15 protein-coding genes, 1 tRNA gene and 1 pseudogene are annotated in these 17092 nt (G+C 66.7%); 10 read left to right on the top strand and 7 right to left on the bottom strand.

All coding sequences use genetic code 11. The features are described 5' to 3' along the window. Window positions 1–109: 109 nt before the first annotated feature. From parC to SB764_RS15500, 4 genes are all read right to left on the bottom strand, one after another. Window positions 110–2428 carry a DNA topoisomerase IV subunit A gene (gene parC / locus SB764_RS15515; protein ID WP_074984741.1) on the bottom strand — a complete coding sequence of 773 codons (2319 nt, stop codon included), beginning with the start codon at window positions 2426–2428 and terminating at the stop codon, window positions 110–112. Between the two features lie 47 nt (window positions 2429–2475). Next, on the bottom strand, window positions 2476–4467 hold the full coding sequence (locus SB764_RS15510) for a DNA topoisomerase IV subunit B (protein ID WP_321855381.1): 1992 nt from the start codon (window positions 4465–4467) through the stop codon (window positions 2476–2478). Between the two features lie 457 nt (window positions 4468–4924). Continuing rightward, window positions 4925–6853 carry an ATP-binding cassette domain-containing protein gene (locus SB764_RS15505; RefSeq protein WP_074984736.1) on the bottom strand — a complete coding sequence of 643 codons (1929 nt, stop codon included), beginning with the start codon at window positions 6851–6853 and terminating at the stop codon, window positions 4925–4927. Window positions 6854–6984: 131 nt separating this feature from the next. Then, on the bottom strand, window positions 6985–7395 hold the full coding sequence (locus SB764_RS15500; protein WP_065063716.1) for a DUF4399 domain-containing protein: 411 nt from the start codon (window positions 7393–7395) through the stop codon (window positions 6985–6987). 298 nt (window positions 7396–7693) lie between these two features. On the opposite strand from SB764_RS15500, the gene SB764_RS15495 reads away from it, so the two are divergent. The 10 genes from SB764_RS15495 (at window position 7694) to SB764_RS15450 (ending at window position 14223) form a co-directional block, all read left to right on the top strand. Continuing rightward, window positions 7694–7876, top strand: a complete 183-nt coding sequence (locus tag SB764_RS15495; RefSeq protein WP_027816562.1) for a rubredoxin — start codon at window positions 7694–7696, stop codon at window positions 7874–7876. Between the two features lie 264 nt (window positions 7877–8140). Beyond that, a tRNA-Arg gene (locus SB764_RS15490) sits at window positions 8141–8215 on the top strand. 214 nt (window positions 8216–8429) lie between these two features. After that, entirely contained in the window at window positions 8430–8744 is a 315-nt protein-coding gene (locus SB764_RS15485) for a hypothetical protein (protein ID WP_234774819.1), read from the top strand. A gap of 41 nt (window positions 8745–8785) precedes the next feature. After that, window positions 8786–8935, top strand: coding sequence for a hypothetical protein (locus SB764_RS15480; RefSeq protein WP_156773867.1), 150 nt, complete (start codon window positions 8786–8788; stop codon window positions 8933–8935). Between the two features lie 113 nt (window positions 8936–9048). Next, window positions 9049–9312: a hypothetical protein gene (locus tag SB764_RS15475; RefSeq protein ID WP_065063781.1), complete on the top strand. Its 264-nt coding sequence runs from the start codon at window positions 9049–9051 to the stop codon at window positions 9310–9312. 147 nt (window positions 9313–9459) lie between these two features. Next, window positions 9460–10893, top strand: a complete 1434-nt coding sequence (dcm, locus tag SB764_RS15470) for a DNA (cytosine-5-)-methyltransferase (protein WP_322007361.1) — start codon at window positions 9460–9462, stop codon at window positions 10891–10893. A 34-nt stretch (window positions 10894–10927) separates the two neighbouring features. After that, the gene (locus SB764_RS15465) at window positions 10928–11377 is read left to right on the top strand and encodes a very short patch repair endonuclease (protein ID WP_065063720.1); all 450 of its coding nucleotides are present in this window, start codon (window positions 10928–10930) and stop codon (window positions 11375–11377) included. A gap of 158 nt (window positions 11378–11535) precedes the next feature. Then, window positions 11536–12039: a YbhB/YbcL family Raf kinase inhibitor-like protein gene (locus tag SB764_RS15460; RefSeq protein WP_110327584.1), complete on the top strand. Its 504-nt coding sequence runs from the start codon at window positions 11536–11538 to the stop codon at window positions 12037–12039. A 71-nt stretch (window positions 12040–12110) separates the two neighbouring features. Beyond that, the gene (locus tag SB764_RS15455; RefSeq protein WP_074984853.1) at window positions 12111–13535 is read left to right on the top strand and encodes an MFS transporter; all 1425 of its coding nucleotides are present in this window, start codon (window positions 12111–12113) and stop codon (window positions 13533–13535) included. A gap of 130 nt (window positions 13536–13665) precedes the next feature. Beyond that, the gene (locus SB764_RS15450) at window positions 13666–14223 is read left to right on the top strand and encodes a hypothetical protein (protein ID WP_410863989.1); all 558 of its coding nucleotides are present in this window, start codon (window positions 13666–13668) and stop codon (window positions 14221–14223) included. A gap of 293 nt (window positions 14224–14516) precedes the next feature. Here SB764_RS15450 and otsA read toward each other — a convergent pair. The 3 genes and pseudogenes from otsA to SB764_RS15435 all read right to left on the bottom strand — a co-directional run. Then, window positions 14517–15920, bottom strand: a pseudogene (otsA, locus tag SB764_RS15445) (alpha,alpha-trehalose-phosphate synthase (UDP-forming)); the annotation flags it as partial. Between the two features lie 300 nt (window positions 15921–16220). Further along, a complete protein-coding gene (locus SB764_RS15440; RefSeq protein ID WP_074984734.1) occupies window positions 16221–16481 on the bottom strand; it encodes a hypothetical protein in 261 nt (86 codons plus the stop codon). Between the two features lie 125 nt (window positions 16482–16606). Next, window positions 16607–16951 (bottom strand): hypothetical protein, encoded by a 345-nt coding sequence (locus SB764_RS15435; protein ID WP_074984732.1) that lies wholly within the window; start codon window positions 16949–16951, stop codon window positions 16607–16609. Window positions 16952–17092: the final 141 nt, after the last annotated feature.

The following is a 17092-nucleotide window of genomic DNA, read 5'->3' as shown; positions in this document are numbered from 1 at the left end:
CTCGTGCTTGAAAAAGATTCCGGTACGAACCGCCGCGGCATTATTCCATGCCCGTCGACCGTTCGTACCGGAGGTGCGCCGCCGTGTGCGACGCTGACTGCCGAGCCAATCAGCCCGGCAGCACCGGACGCATGCCCGTGATGACCTTGAGCTTCGAGTCCGGCGCGCGGCCCTTGCGCGCACGCTTGCCGATCTGCGGCGCAAGCACCGCGCCCGCCATCAGGTCCTCGCCCGGCTTCTGCGCGCGACCCGTGCCCACGAGCACCACGCCCGCCGCCGAGATCGCCAGCGCCTGCGTCAGCGTTTCCTTGTCGTCGAGCTGCATCAGCGTGACGCCGCGGCCGCCGCCCGACAGCGTCTTCATCTCGTCGAGGCCGAACACCAGCAGGCGTCCGCCCGACGACAGACACGCGACCTGGATCGCGCCCGGCAGCATCGGCATCGGCGCGAGCGGCGTGCAGCCTTCGTCGATCGTCATGAAGGCCTTGCCCGCCTTCACGCGGCTGACCATGTCGCCGATCTTCGCGATAAAGCCGAAGCCGTTGCTCGACGCGAGCAGCAGCGGCTGGTCGGCGCTCGCCGCGAAGTAATGCAGCAGATGCGTGCCCGCTTCCAGCTCGATCAGCGACGTGACCGGCACGCCGTCACCGCGGCCGCCCGGCAGTTGCGCGACCGACACCGAATAGACGCGGCCCTTGCTGCCCCACGCGATCAGCACGTCGGGCGTGCGGCACTGGAACGCCGCGTAGAGGCCGTCGCCGGCCTTGAACGTGAAGCTCTGGCTGTCGAGGCCGTGGCCCTTGAGCGCACGCACCCAGCCCTTCTGCGACACCACGACCGTGACCGGCTCGTCGACGACACGCGCTTCGAAGGTCGCGCGCTTTTCCTGCTGGATCAGCGTGCGGCGGTCGTCGCCGTATTGCTTCGCGTCGGCTTCGATTTCCTTCACGATGAGCCGCTTCATCGACGACTCGTTCGCGAGCAGTTCTTCGAGCTTGGCCTTCTCGTCGCGCAGTTCCGCGAGTTCCTTCTCGATCTTGATCTTCTCCAGCCGCGCCAACTGACGCAGACGGATTTCAAGAATGTCCTCGGCCTGGCGCTCGGACAGACCGAACGCGCTCATCAGCGCGGCCTTCGGCTCGTCCGACTCGCGGATGATGCGGATGACTTCGTCGATGTTGAGGAAGACGATCATCCGCCCTTCGAGGATGTGGATGCGGTCGTCGACCTTGGTCAGGCGATGCTGCGTGCGGCGCGTGACCGTGGCGAAACGGAAGCCGATCCACTCGCCGATGATCTCGCTGATGCCCTTCTGACGCGGACGTCCGTCGGCGCCGATCATCACCAGATTGAGCGAGGCGTTCGATTCGAGACTCGTGTTCGCGAGCAGCGAATTGACGAACTCGGCCTGATCGATCTTGCTGGTCTTCGGCTCGAACACGAGACGCACGGGCGCGTCCTTGCCCGACTCGTCGCGCACGGCGTCGAGCAGGCCGAGCATGGTCTGCTTGTTCTGCAACTGCTCGGGCGTGAGCGTCTTCTTGCCGAGCTTGAGCTTCGGGTTGGTCAGCTCCTCGATTTCCTCGAGCACCTTCTGGCCGGACGTATTCGGCGGCAGTTCGGTGACGACCAGTTGCCACTGGCCGCGCGCGAGGTCTTCGATCTTCCAGCGCGCGCGCACCTTCAGGCTGCCGCGGCCCGATTCGTAGGCCGCCGCGATTTCCGCTTCGCTCGAAATGATCTGGCCGCCGCCCGGGAAGTCGGGGCCCGGCACCTTCTCCATGATCTCCGCGTGCGTGAGCTTCGGATTGCGGATCATGGCGACGGCCGCCGCCGCGACTTCGCGCAGGTTGTGCGACGGGATTTCCGTGGCGAGACCGACCGCGATGCCCGACGCGCCGTTGAGCAGCAGCATCGGCAGACGCGCGGGCAGCGTCTTCGGTTCCTGGAACGAGCCGTCGTAGTTCGGCATGAAATCGACGGTGCCCATGTCGATTTCGTCGAGCAGCAGCTTCGCGATGGGCGTGAGGCGCGCTTCGGTGTAACGCATGGCCGCCGCGCCGTCGCCGTCGCGCGAGCCGAAATTGCCCTGACCGTCGATGAGCGGATAGCGCATCGAGAAGTCCTGGGCGAGACGCACGAGCGCGTCGTACGCCGACTGGTCGCCGTGCGGGTGGTACTTGCCGAGCACGTCGCCGACCACGCGCGCCGACTTCACGGGCTTGGCGTTGTCGCCGAGGCCCATTTCGTTCATCGCGAACAGGATGCGGCGCTGCACCGGCTTCTGGCCGTCGCAGACGTCGGGCAGCGCGCGGCCCTTGACCACGCTCACGGCGTAGTCGAGATACGCGCGCTCCGCGTAGTGGCCGAGCGTGAGCGAGTCGCCGCCTTCCGCGGCGCCATTCACTTCAGCAAAAAGATCGTCCATGTTTCAATCAGTCCGTAATCGTGTGCGGGCGGGTGAACGGGAGGCGGTCAGATGTCCGCTTCGACTTCGTTGCCCTTTTCTTCGAGCCACGAGCGGCGCGAGGCCGCTTCGCCCTTGCCCATCAGCATGGTCATGCGCGCGACGGTCGACTCGTAGTCGAGGTCGCCGAGCAGGATGGGCGAGAGGCGGCGCGTGTCGGGATTCATCGTCGTGTCCCAGAGCTGTTCGGCGCTCATTTCGCCGAGGCCCTTGAAGCGGCTGATGCTCCATTGCGTCTCGCGCACGCCGTCCTTGCGCAGCTTGTCGAGAATCGCTTCGAGTTCGCCTTCGTCGAGCGCGTAGAGCTTCTGCGCGGGCTTCTTGCCGCGCGCGGGCGCATCGACGCGGAACAGCGGCGGACGCGCCACGTACACGTGGCCGCGCTCGATCAGCTGCGGGAAATGCTTGAAGAACAGCGTGAGCAGCAACACCTGGATGTGCGAGCCGTCGACGTCCGCATCAGAAAGAATGCAGATCTTGCCGTAACGCAGATTCGAGAGATCGACGGTCTCGTCGGGGCTGTGCGGATCGACGCCGATCGCCACCGAAATGTCGTGCACTTCGTTGTTGGCGAACAGGCGGTCGCGCTCGGTTTCCCAGGTGTTGAGCACCTTGCCGCGCAGCGGCAGGATGGCCTGGTACTCCTTGTCGCGGCCCATCTTCGCCGAACCGCCCGCCGAGTCGCCCTCGACGAGGAACAGCTCGTTGCGCGCGATGTCGGTCGCTTCGCAGTCGGTCAGCTTGCCGGGCAGCACGGCCACGCCCGAGCTCTTGCGCTTCTCGACCTTCTGGCCCGCGCGCGTGCGCGCCTGCGCCTGCTTGATGACGAGATCGGCGAGCTTCTTGCCGTGCTCGACGTGCTGGTTGAGCCACAGTTCGAGCGCCGGACGCGAGAACGACGAGACGAGCTTGACGGCGTCGCGGCTGTTCAGGCGTTCCTTGATCTGCCCCTGGAACTGCGGATCGAGCACCTTCGCCGAGAGCACGAACGAGACGCGCGCGAACACGTCTTCGGGCAGCAACTTCACGCCCTTCGGCTGCAGATTGTGCAGTTCGACGAAGCTCTTGACCGCCTGGAACAGGCCGTCGCGCAGGCCGCTTTCGTGCGTGCCGCCCGCGGGCGTGGGAATCAGGTTGACGTACGACTCGCGCGTGAGCGCGCCTTCCTCGCTCCAGGCCACGACCCACGCGGCGCCCTCGCCTTCGGCGAAGGTGTCGTCGGTCGTGCGGGCGTCGGCGTAGCGCTCGCCTTCGAACAGCGGGATCAGCAGATCGGCGCCGCCCATGCCTTCGAGCAGGTAGCCGCGCAGGCCGTCTTCGTACTTCCAGCTCTGGCGCTCGCCGGTCTTCTCGACGACGAGCGTCACTTCGACGCCCGGCAGCAGCACGGCCTTCGAACGCAGCAGACGCTGCAATTCGCCGAGCGGCAGATTGGGCGAGTCGAAATACTTGGGATCGGCCCACGCGGTCACGCGCGTGCCGGTTTTCTTTTCGTCGCGCGCGGCGTTGCGCGAAATCAGCGGCTTGGTGACGTCGCCGTTCGAGAAGCCGATTTCGGCGACCTTGCCGTCGCGCCAGACGGTCACGTCGAGGCGCGTGGAGAGCGCGTTGGTGACCGACACGCCGACGCCGTGCAGGCCGCCCGAGAACGTGTAGGCGCCGCCGGCGGCCTTGTCGAACTTGCCGCCCGCGTGCAGGCGCGTGAACACGATCTCGACGACCGGCACCTTTTCTTCGGGATGCAGGCCGAACGGAATGCCGCGGCCGTCGTCCTCGACCGACACGGAATGGTCGGCGTGCAGCGTCACCGTGATGCGCTTGCCGTAGCCGCCAAGCGCCTCGTCCGAGGCGTTGTCGATGACTTCCTGGATGATGTGCAGCGGATTCTCGGTGCGCGTGTACATGCCCGGCCGCTGCCGGACGGGCTCGAGGCCCTTGAGCACCTTGATCGACGCTTCGCTATAGCCAGTGTTTCCAGCGTTGGACTTCTTCGTTGACATGGTGATCCACAGGGGTTGTCCGCGCTTGTCCACAGATTCTGTGGACATCTGCGTGGAAAACGCGTTGAGCGTTCAAAAAAATCGAAACGAAACAAGGGCGTGGTCGGGCTGCTCGCCTGGCTCGCAGGCGCGGCGCGCGTGCCCGCTCCACCGTATTCGCGAGGTATTGTACTGATTTGGGACCGCGCGGCAATTTGCGAAGGGGTCGGCCGTTCGGCCGAGGGGCGGCGCGAGACGCGCTTCGCGTAGAATGAGCCGCTTGCGGCAAGGGGTTTGGGCGCCGGTTTGGGTGCCGGTTTGGGCACCTCGTCCGGCGCCGGATCGGGGTGGACTGTTCGTTGCAACCTTTGCTGGGAATGGGGTGATGCGCGGGGGAATGCACGATCCATCGCAAATCGTCGCAGCACTTTCACCCCCATAAAAAAAGCGGCCCGCAGGCCGCTTCTCTCACATCACATCACTTGCGCTTCGCTTCCAGTTCTTCCCAGCGCTCCAGCGCGAGCAGCAATTCCTCGTCGATCGCCGCATAACGCTCGCTCAACCGCGTGCCTTCCTGCGCGTCCTTCGCGAAGATCGAGCCTTCCTCGATGGTCGCGCCGATGGTCTTCTGCTCCGTTTCCAGCGCCTCGATGCGCTTGGGCAGTTCCTCCAGCTCGCGTTGCTCCTTGAACGACAGCTTCACGCTGCGCTGCGCGTTGCGGCCCGTCGCGCTGTCTTTCGGCGCGGCGGCGGCCGGCGCGGCTTCCTTCGGCGCGCGGGCTTCGGCCATTTCCTGCGAGCGCGCGCTCTGCGTCTGCCAGTCGCTGAAGCCGCCCACGTATTCGCGCCACTTGCCCTCGCCTTCCGAGGCGATCACCGACGTCGCCACGTTGTCGAGGAACGCGCGGTCGTGGCTCACGAGCAGCACGGTGCCGTCGTAGTCCGCGAGCAGTTCTTCGAGCAGTTCGAGCGTGGGAATGTCGAGGTCGTTGGTCGGTTCGTCGAGCACCAGCACGTTCGCCGGACGCGCGAACAGACGCGCCAGCAGCAGCCGGTTGCGCTCGCCGCCCGAGAGCGACTTCACGGGCGAACGCGCGCGCTCCGGCGCGAACAGGAAGTCGCCCAGATAGCTCATCACGTGCTTCTTCGCGCCGTTGATCTCGACCCAGTCGCTGCCCGGGCTGATGGTGTCGGCGAGACTCTTTTCGAGGTCGAGCTGCGCGCGCATCTGGTCGAAGTACGCCACCTGCAGGTTCGTGCCGACGCGCACCGTGCCCTCGTCGGGCTTCAGTTCGCCGAGAATCATCTTGAGCAGCGTGGTCTTGCCCGCGCCGTTCGGGCCGACGAAGCCGATCTTGTCGCCGCGCATGACCGTGGCCGAGAACGTATCGACGATGGTCCGTCCGCCGTAGCGCTTGGTCACGTCGGTCAGTTCGGCGACGATCTTGCCCGACTTGTCGCCCTGCGCGACGTCGAGCTTGACGTTGCCCTGCACGTTGCGGCGTTCGCTACGCTCGCTGCGCATCTGCACGAGCCGCGCGATGCGCCCGACGCTACGCGTGCGGCGCGCTTCCACGCCCTTGCGGATCCACACTTCTTCCTGTGCGAGCAGTTTGTCGAACTTGTCGTTTTCGACGCGCTCCACTTCGAGCTGCTGCGCTTTGCGCTCCTGATACTGCGTGAAGTTGCCCGGATACGAGAGCAGCTTGCCGCGATCGAGTTCGACGATGCGCGTGGCCACGCGGTCGAGGAACGCGCGATCGTGGGTGATGAACAGCAGGCTCGAACGCTGCGACACGAGCAGGTCTTCGAGCCAGCGGATGCCGTCGAAATCGAGGTGGTTGGTCGGTTCGTCGAGCAGCAGCACGTCGGGCTGCACGACCAGCGCGCGCGCCAGCGCCACGCGCTTTTGCATGCCGCCCGAGAGCGCGCCGACGCGCGCATCGCCGTCGAGGCCGATCTGCGCGAGCGTGGTCGCGACGCGCGTGCGCCAGTTCCAGGCGTCGGCGGCGTCGAGCGACGATTGCAGCACGTTCATGCGCGCGAGCAGCGCATCGTGTTCCACGCCTTCGGGCGTGTCGGCGAGCTTGTGCGCGACCGCGTCGTATTCGTCGAGCAGCGCGCGCGCCGTAGCGAGACCCGAGGCGACCGTGTCGAACACCGTGGCCTCGACATCGAAATCGGGCTCCTGCGGCACGTAGACGGTCGAGAGATTCTGTTGGCGCGTGACGAGCCCGTCGTCGGGCTTCGCGAGATCGGCGACGATCGTGAGCAGCGACGACTTGCCCGCGCCGTTACGGCCGATCAGGCCGACGCGTTCGCCGGCTTCGAGCGAAAAGTCCGCGTGATCGAGCAGCGCGACGTGGCCGAACGCGAGTTGCGCGCCGGTGATGGTGTAAAGCGACATGGATGGGACCGTGGCCTGCGTTGGAGAGCAAGCGCGTATTGTACCGGGGCGCGCGGGCGGGACCTGGGCCGATCGGGGCGAACCCGGCCTGAACGCACCGCGCGCCGCGCGCCGTCACACGGCTGCGCCGCTTACTTCACGTGCACCGTGATGGTCTGGCTCCAAGCCGGGCCGTAGGACTGGTGCGCGCCGTTGGCGAATTGCGCCGTGAGCGTGTGGTCGCCGGGCGGCAGCGTCACGTCGGCTTCGGTCTGGCCTTTGCCGTAGTGGATCGATTTTTCGTTGACGGGCACGACTTCGCCCTGCGGCAGCGCCTTGCCGTCGATCAGCAGATGATGGTGGCCCGTGTTCGGCGTGGTCGTGCCGGCGGGCGCGACCGTCATGCCGTCGACGCCGAATTTCACGTGCACGGGGTTGCTGACCGTCGCGCCGTCTTTCGGCTCGACGAAGTAGACGCCCTCGGCGCGCGCCACGCCGCTTGCCGCGAACAAGGTTGCGAAGGCGCTCAACGTCGCGCCGGCGAGCCAGATTTTGCGAGTCATCGTGATGCTCCTGAGAATGATGTCGATGCTGTCGGTTGTAGGTGATTGGCGGGCGATCTGCCCGGCGCGTTCCCCGCGGCGGTTTGTGATCCTGCTTGCGACCCTGCTTGCGATCCTTGGTTCGTTTGCGCCCCAGCTTACACCGCGTCCGTGACTGCGCGCCGTCAAACTGCGACATGTTGGCCCAGGCCGCTTTCGGCGCCTTCTCCGTTTTCCGGTAACATCGCGGGTCGCCCATCGCCCCGCCAAATGGGGGCAAATGACGGGCATCGGCATCGAATTGAACGAAAGGTATGTTGTGAGCGAAGTGATCGAATACAAAAGCTGGGTCTGTCTGATCTGCGGATGGATCTATAACGAAGAAGAAGGGTTGCCCGACGAAGGCATCGCCGCCGGCACGCGCTTCGCGGATATCCCCGAAGACTGGCGCTGCCCGCTGTGCGACGTGGGCAAGGCCGAATTCGCCGTCGTCGAGTTCTGATCGGCGCGCGCGGGCTTGCTGAACGGGTCCGCTGAACCGAGCCACTGACGCATCGGCGGGTGGTTTCCAGCCGGAATGTGTTTGCTATACTCTTGCGCCTGCGTCGCACGTGGCGCGCAGCCCGGCCGCGGTTCGATCCGCGTGCAGTCCGGGCCGCCCCAGAACAGTGCGACGCGTGCGACGGCTCCGCGCCATGACGGGTGACTTGGGAAACATGGCGGCTTGGCGGAGCCCGGCGCATGCGCCTCGCAGCGGACCTGACCGCTCCCTGTAGTTCAATGGATAGAACAAGTGCCTCCTAAGCGCTAGATGCAGGTTCGATTCCTGCCAGGGGGACCAGCCCACACGCGAGACCGCTCGCCTCGTTGCATCGTTTCCGGCGGCACGCGTCCTGCGCCGGTTCGGATTCGATTCCAGCCCCGACTCCCGCGTCAGCCTCATCCGCCGCTCCAGGCGTTTCCCTTTTCGTCGTGCCGGCCAGGCATTGCCAATGCATTACGCTTGCGCGAGCGCCCGCCCTTCATCGCATCCAATTTTTTCAGGCAGATTCACCATGGACATCCACAAGCAAGTCGCCGCTCTCACCCATTCGGAACTGCAGACGGCCGGCGCGAGCCAGGCCACCGCGATCGCCGTGAGCGTGCTGCTGCGCCATCTGAGCTCGCCCGAACTCGTGAAGCTGTTGAACTCGGCGTTCGAAAACCATCAGGCCGTGATGCTGCAAACGCCGTGGCCCGAGCAGATGCTCGCGTCGTTCGAAGCGACGCGCCGTTTCCTCGAAGGCGCGGCGCAAGGCCCGGCGCCGGTCGAACCGGAAACGCCGGATTCGCCGGATTCGCCGGAAGCCGCGGATTCGTCCGAGGAGTAAGCGCGACGGGCCGCGCGCGTCGTCTGACAGTGGTTTGTCAATTGTTAACGTTCACGCGGAGCGGCATCGCCTACCATGGTCTCCAACAAAAGAAGGAGACCATCGTCATGACTTCGCCCTACGTATTCGCCTTGATTGCCGCGCTCGCCGCCATGGTCGCGTCGTCGCTGGCCATGTTGCTGATCGGCTGAGCGGCCGACGCACATCAGGGTAAATACGGGGGTCTGCGACCCTCAAGTTAGGGTCGGAACTGTCGTAATCTTCGTACATGGACACGACACGTCCCCTCCCGGCCGGCCACCTGATGTCGAATCTCATCGACCAGGACATTGCGCATATTCGGCGCGTCATGCCGCTTTCGCTCTCGGGCGATTTCGGCGGCCCCATCCTCCCCGTCATGTACTGGCGCTCGCGTCTGCATCGGCTGCTCGATACCGGGCACGTCAACAAAGGCCAGCTCGCCAAGATCGACAGTCTGCTGATCCAGCTCGATCTCTACGAACTGAACGCCGAGACATCCGCTGCCGCAACCGCCAGGCAAATCATCGGACAAGCCGCGCGCCACTGATCGGCGCCGTTCTGCCGCGTTTCGACGCTTTTCACGCCTTTTCACCGCACCTTGCCGTTTCTCGCCGCCGCTTCGCGGTCGAGGCGCGCGCACGTCTGTCTGATCGTGCCCGGAAATCCTGGTGCCGCGGGTCGACCATCGGTCATAATGTCCGCCAAAATACCCAGAGAGGACTTCGTGCACCCGGCCCAACCGCGAGACCTGCTTGCGCAGGCACGTCAGCGCTTCACGCAGCAGCAGATCGCCGCCCACGTCGGCAAGGACGTCAAGACCGTGCGCCGGTGGGAAAAAGGCGAAACGCCTTGCCCCGCCATGCTCGAAGCCGCGTTGCGCGAATTGCTGCGCAGCGCCGAACCCGTTCAGGGCGCCGCGTCGGGCGCCGGCGCCGCGCCGGCGCGCTTTCGTTTCGTCGATCTGTTCGCGGGCATCGGCGGGATCCGCATGGGCTTCGAGGCGCACGGCGGCCGCTGCGTGATGACGAGCGAGTGGAATCCGTTCTCGAAGAAGACCTATCTCGAGAACTACGGCCAGACCGATGCCGAAGGCCACGCCTTCGTCGGCGATATCACCGCGTTCGAGGCCGCCGACGTGCCCGACCACGACGTGCTGCTCGCGGGCTTTCCGTGCCAGCCGTTTTCGATCGCGGGCGTGTCGAAGAAGAACGCGCTCGGCCGTCCGCACGGTTTCGAGTGCACTACGCAAGGCACGCTCTTTTTCGACGTGGCGCGCATCATCGCCGAAAAGCGGCCGGCCGCCTTTCTGCTGGAGAACGTCAAGAACCTGCTGTCGCACGACAAGGGCCGCACCTTCGACGTAATTCTTCAGGTCCTGCGTGACGAACTCGGCTACGACGTGCACTACCGCGTGATCGACGGCCGCCATTTCACGCCGCAGCATCGCGAGCGCATCATCATCGCCGGATTTCGCGAGCCGACCGATTTTTCGTGGGACGCGCTCGGCCTGCCCGAAGACGGCCCGCGCCTCGCCTCGATCCTGCATCGCACCGACGGCAGCGAACCGGTTCTGCCGTGGGACGGCGAGCGTTTCTTCGATCACACCGCGCGCCGCGTGCAGCCGAAGTACACGCTCACGCCCGGTCTCTGGGCCTATCTCCAGCAATACGCCGAGAAGCATCGCGCAGCCGGTAACGGCTTCGGCTACGGCCTCGCGTTTCCGGAGAGCGTGACGCGCACGCTGTCGGCGCGCTATCACAAGGACGGCAGCGAGATCCTCGTGCATCAGGGCGAAGGCTTGCGTCCGCGCCGCCTGACGCCGCGCGAGTGCGCGCGCCTGATGGGCTTTCCCGACACGTTCCGCATTACCGTGAGCGACACGCAGGCGTATCGCCAGTTCGGCAACAGCGTGGTGATGCCGGTGATGCGCGAAGTGGCGCGCACGATGATGCCGCATCTCGACGCGATGCTCGCGAAAGCGCCGGCCGGCAAGCGCGCGGCGAAGTCGGGCAAGAAATCGGTTGAGGAAGCGGTAACGCTGGGCGAAGCACAACCCGCAGCGAAAGCCGCCGCGAAAGCCCCCCGCCGCCGCGCACCAGCCACCGCCGAAGCCGCCGCCTCGGCCTGAGCGGACCTTCGCACACACGTCAGGACGAATCAGCATGGTCGACGTCGTGGATGCCGCCACCCGAAGCCGGATGATGTCCGGCATTCGCGGGCGCAACACGAAGCCGGAAATCCTGATTCGCAGCCTGCTGCATCGCCGCGGCTTCCGCTTTCGCCTCGACGTGCGCGAACTGCCGGGCCGCCCCGACATCGTCCTGCCGCGCTATCGCGCCGCCGTGTTCGTGCACGGCTGTTTCTGGCACGGCCACGACTGCGCGCTTTTCAAGTGGCCCGCCACGCGGCCCGAATTCTGGCGCGACAAGATCGCCCGCAACCGCGCCAACGACGCCAAAGCCATCGCCGCGCTCGCCGCCCAGGGCTGGCGCGTCGCCGTGATCTGGGAATGCGCGTTGCGCGGCGCGTCACGCGATCCGCAGGCGGTCGTCGACCGGCTCGCCGCGTGGCTCGCCACCGAGCAAGGCGCGTGGTTCGAAGCGCGCGCCTGAGACGTTGCGACCTGAAGCCGCGCGAACCTGCGTCGTCGCGGAAAAGCGCCTGCGCATCGCGGTGCTAAACTGGATCGACACGCTCTGCGCAGGCTGTGCGAGCCGCATACGTCCGCGCATCCGCTCAAGACCCGGCACCCACGAAAAGGAGACAAGCGATGGCTGACTTTCGACTCTGGTCCGACGACTTTCCGGGCAATGGCTTCATGCCGAAGGCGCAGGAGTTCGACGATCGGGCCTTCGGCGTCGATGGCGACAACGTCTCGCCCGCGCTGCAATGGGACGCCCCGCCCGCCGACACGCAAAGCTTCGCCATCACCGTCTACGATCCCGACGCGCCCACCGGCAGCGGTTTCTGGCACTGGGTCGTGGTCAACATTCCGCCCGACGTGCGCTCGCTCGCGCGCAACGCGGGCAAGCCCGACGGCAGCCTGCTGCCGCAAGGCGCCGTGCAGATGCGCAACGACTACGGCACGGTCGGCTTCGGCGGCGCCGCGCCGCCGCGCGGGGACAAGCCGCACCGCTACATCTTCCGCGTGCACGCGCTGAAGGCGGCGCAACTGCCCGTCACGCCCGAGACCACCAACGCGGTCGCGCGCTTCATGACGCATCTGAACGAAATCGACTCGACGACCTACGTCGGGCTCTACGAACTGAAATAACGCGCGCCGCGCGCCCACGCACCGCGCGCGCCGCCATGCAGCTTCCGGCGGCGCGCGCCGTCCTTTCCTCGATGCCGATCACCACGCCAACCGCCTCATCGCGCGCACCCGCCGCGCACCCCGCCGACGACGCCGAATCCGGCCTGCCCTTCCCCCAACGCTATTACGCGATCCTCGTGGTCGCGCTCGGCATCACGCTTGCCGTGCTCGACGGCGCGATCGCCAACGTCGCGCTGCCGACCATCGCGCACGACCTGCGCGCGAGCGCGGCCAGCTCGATCTGGATCGTCAACGCCTACCAGCTTTCGGTGACGATCTCGCTCCTGCCGCTCGCCTCGCTCGGCGACCGCATCGGCTACAAGCGCGTCTATCTGGCCGGTCTCGCGCTCTTCACGGTCGCCTCGCTCGGCTGCGCGCTCGCGGGGACGCTCACGCAACTGGCGCTCGCGCGCATGATCCAGGGCTTCGGCGGCGCGGGCATCATGAGCGTGAACACCGCGCTCGTGCGCATGATCTATCCGCGTGCGCAGCTCGGGCGCGGCGTGGCGATCAACGCGATGGTGGTGGCCGTCGCCTCGGCGGTTGGCCCGACGCTCGCCTCGGGCGTGCTCGCCATCGCCTCGTGGCCCTGGCTGTTCGCGATCAACGTGCCGATCGGCATCGCCGCCTTCGCGCTCGGCGTGCGCGCGCTGCCGATGAACGAAGGGCATCCCGCGCCCTACGACTACGTGAGCGCCGTCTTCAACGCCATCGTGTTCGGTCTCCTGATCTTTGCCGTCGACGGCTTCGGCCACGGCGAAAACCCGCTCTGGATCGCCGCCCAACTCACGGGCGCGGTGGTCGTCGGCTGGTTCTTCGTGCGCCGCCAGCTCAGCCAGCCCGCGCCGCTGCTGCCCGTCGATCTGCTTGCGAATCCGGTGTTCGCGCTCTCGATCAGCACTTCGGTCTGCTCGTTCTGCGCGCAGATGCTCGCGTTCGTGGCGCTGCCGTTCATGTTGCAGGACGCGTTCGGTTTTTCGCAGGTCGACACCGGCTTGCTGATGACGCCCTGGCCGCTCGTCATCATCGGCGCGGCGCCGCTCGCGGGCTGGCTGTCCGACCGCTACGCCGCCGGCATGCTCGGCGGCATCGGCCTCGTGCTGTTCGCGCTCGGGCTGTTGTCGCTCGCGACGCTCGGCGCGCATCCCTCGGTGTTCGACATCGGCTGGCGCATGGCGCTGTGCGGCGCGGGTTTCGGCATTTTCCAGTCGCCCAATAACCGGCAGATTCTCTCGTCCGCGCCGCGCGAACGCAGCGGCGGCGCGAGCGGCATGCTCGGCACCGCGCGGCTCACGGGGCAAACGCTCGGCGCGGCACTGGTCGCGCTGATTTTCGGCGTCGCGCCGCAGCACGGACCGGCGCTCGCGCTGTATGTGGCGACGGCGTTCTCCGCCGTGGCCGCCGTCGTGAGCCTGATGCGGCTCGTGCCGCAGCGCAACGCACGCCTGCGCGGCTGACGCGGGCCGCGCGGCTCGCCTCGCGTTTGCCCTCACGTTTCGCACAAGCACGCACTAACATGGGATTACGGCGCGCCGCACACGCGGCGCGTCTTCCTTCGGTGAGTCAACCTTGCGAAGGGGGATTCCCATGTCACTGATCGTCGCCGGGCGCTTCACGACCTTCCCCGCCGCCGAAGCCGTCGCCGACAAGCTGTTCGCGCGCGGTTTCGTCGGAGAAGACGTCAACCTGTTCTTCGTCAATCCGCGCGGACAACACGCGCGTCACACGCCGCATCCGGTGGCCGTGGCCGCCGCGCCGCCGCATCGCACGCGCAATCTCACGCTCGGCGCGGTCGCGGGCGCCGTGGCCGGTGTCGCGCTGTTCGGCGCGCTGCTGTCGGCGTCGCTGCCGGCGGTGGTGATCGCGGCGGGCGTGGGCGCGTGGATCGGCGCACGCATCGGCGCGGGCTGGCACCGCGCGAGCGAGCACGAGGAGCGCGTGCATCACGAGATGCGTCAGTCGGGCGTGCTGCTCGCCGTGCACGTGAGCCCCGATAACCAGGCCGTCGCCGCCGACGTGCTGCGCGAAGCCGGCGCCGACGACGTCGAGCGCGCGTCGGGCCAATGGCACGGCGGCCACTGGGCGGATTTCGATCCGACCGCCGCGCCGCATCCGTTCGGCGAAGCGGGCGCGCAACGCACCTGAAGCGACACGCGGCACCACGCGGCGCGGCAAGCGTGCGCAAAAAAACGGCGACTCGAAAGCCGCCGGGGGGTGAATCGTCTGTCGTCCGCGTTAACGCGTGACGACGATGTGCATCGCGATCATTCCGCCTTCGCCTTGCTGACCGCGGCGGCGCTCGACGCCGGCTTCGCGGCGGCCTTCGCCGACGCCTTCGAAGGCAGATCGACTTGCGCAGCTTTCGCGACCGGAACCGCGACCGGCGGGACCGGAGCGATCGGTGCAATCGATGCATTCGGCACGCCCGGCGTCGCACTGCGCGCCTTCGCCGTGGCCGTCACCGAAGCCGCCGTCGCGACGCTGCGCAGATCGGCGAGGAACGTATCGCGCCACACCGAAAGATTGTTCTCGCGCAGCGACGCCATCATGTCCTCGTAGCGCGACTGGCGCTCGGCATGCGGCATCGAGAGCGCGCGCTCCAGCGCCTCGGCGGTCTGATTTAAATCGTAAGGATTCACAACCAATGCGCCAGGCAACTGCTCTGCCGCGCCCGCGAACTGCGAGAGCACCAGCACGCCCGGATCCTCGGGATTCTGCGACGCCACGTATTCCTTCGCGACGAGGTTCATGCCGTCACGCAGCGGCGCGACATAACCCACCTGCGCCTGGCGGAACAGCGCCATCAACAGATGACGTTCGTACTTGCGGTTCAGATACTGGATCGGCGTCCAGTCGAGTTGCGCGAAGCGGCCGTTGATGCGTCCGGCCTCGCCTTCCAGATTGCGGCGGATGGTCTGATAGGTCTGCACGTCGGAGCGCGTCGGCGGCGCGATCTGCAAGAGCGAGACGCGGCCATGCCAGCCCGGCCCGTTCTGCAGCATGCGCTCGAACGCCTGGAAGCGCTCGGCGAGCCCCTTCGAATAATCGAGACGATCGACGCTCATGATGAGCTTGCGTCCGCGCATCGCGTCGCGCAGGCTGCGCACCGGCTTGCGGTCGGTGAATTGCGCCGCCGACTTCGCGATCGAATCGGGATAGATGCCGATCGGGTACGCGCCCACCTTCAGGAAGCGATCCCACGCGTGCACCATGCCGTCTTCGCTCGCGGTGCCGTGGCCGCCGCGCTCGATGTAGTCGACGAACGCCTGACGGTCCGCATCGGTCTGAAAACCGACCACGTCGTAATGGCACATGAACTTCATCAGTTCTTCGTGCGGCGGCACCGAGCGCATCACTTCGGGCACCGGCAGCGGAATGTGCAGGAAGAAGCCGATCGGATTCTTCACGCCGAGGTCGCGCAGGCAGCGCGCGAACGGAATCAGGTGATAGTCGTGGACCCAGATGATGTCGTCGGGCTGGATCAGCGGCTTGAGCTGGCGCGCGAGCGTCACGTTCACGCGCAGATAGCCGCCATATTCCTGGCGCTCGTAGCGCGCGAGGTCGTTGCGATAGTGGAACGTCGGCCAGAGCGTCGTATTCGAGAAGCCCTTGTAGTACTGGTCGTAGTCACGGCGGGTGAGTCCTACCGTCGCGTAGGTGACGCTGCCCTGCTGCTCGATGACCGGCGCGGCCGGCTCGGCGACCGTTTCGCCGCTCCACCCAAACCACACGCCGCCCGTCTCCTTGAGCGCGTCGAGCACGCCGACCGCCAGCCCGCCTGCTGCGGGACGGCCTTCTTGCGTCGGCGCCACGCGATTCGATACCACGATCAGTCTGCCCATTGCGGCCAATCCTCCTGTTTCGTTGCTTCGTTGTTTCTCGTGCGTCCGAAGACGTTGCCTCAGGCACGCACGCAAGATCCGCGCCTCCTTTGCCCGACAAAGAACGGATTTAAACGGGGCACAAACGGACGCCGACACCTTCCGCGCGCACGCGTCCCGACTGCGCGCGCGGTGAATGCGCTGTGCAAAAGCAGGGTGGGATGCCTGACTGCGAGTGAACCGCGACTGAACTTCGACTGAACTTCGACGGGAGCCGCGTTCGCCGACGGAGCGCTCGGCAGCGCGACTTGAACCGATCGATCAAGCGTCCTGCTCCGAGCCCAGATCCCGCTGATAGTCGATGCCCTCGGCGCGCGCGCCGCCCTGGTTGTGCTCGCCGTCGGGCGGCACGCCGGGCGCGGGGCGATTCTGGCCGGCCGGATCGGGGCTGTATCCGGACGCACCGGAAGCGCCGGGCGAGCCGGAAGACGGATCGGCGGAACTGCCGCTTTTCGGTTCTCCGTCACGCGAGCCGCGCCGGGCCGAGTGACGTGCGGAGCGGCGCAATGCGGGATGTCTCATGTCGATGCCTCCAGCGGGAAGGCTGCCACGCGGCGTGGGCGTTTTTTATAGTCTAGGGTTCGCCGCGTGAATTTGCCGGTAAATATGGCGATTGGTTTGTAACTCATACATAAAAATCGCGGATGTCACCGATGCTGCAACACTGGCGCGGCCCGGGACGGCGCGGACGGGGTTCGATCGTCGCCGGGACGGCAGGTCCAGCTTGCCCAACGCGCCCAGCGCGCCCACGCCGAGCGGCCCGCCTCGCGCGCATACGCGGCCACGCGCGCCCACTCGTCGTGCGACTCGCGCGTGCGCATCACGGGATAGTGTCGGATCGAGCGCGGCACTTCGCCCGGCTGCGGCGGCGGATCGCCGACCGGCGGCACATCGGGCGTGCCGGGTTCGCTAGGCGGCGGATCGTCGGGCTGCGGCGTATGGGCAAGCCACGGCTTCACGCGGAACGGATCGGATTGTTTGCAGCTGGGCATCGTGCACTCCTCCAAAGGTCGTCGATGAACCCGTCTGCAAGCGACATACCAGCCGCGCCGATCGGCGGGTCAGCGGCGTCCCGCGCGGCATCGGCGCGCTGTCGCCGACTGGCGCCCAATGCAAAGCGCCCGTTCGGCCGG

The sequence above is a fragment of the Paraburkholderia sp. SIMBA_027 genome, assembly GCF_046535315.1.
Taxonomy (GTDB): domain Bacteria; phylum Pseudomonadota; class Gammaproteobacteria; order Burkholderiales; family Burkholderiaceae; genus Paraburkholderia; species Paraburkholderia tropica.
The sequence above is the reverse complement of the archived record's forward strand: the minus strand, read 5'-3'. Positions and strand labels throughout refer to the sequence as shown.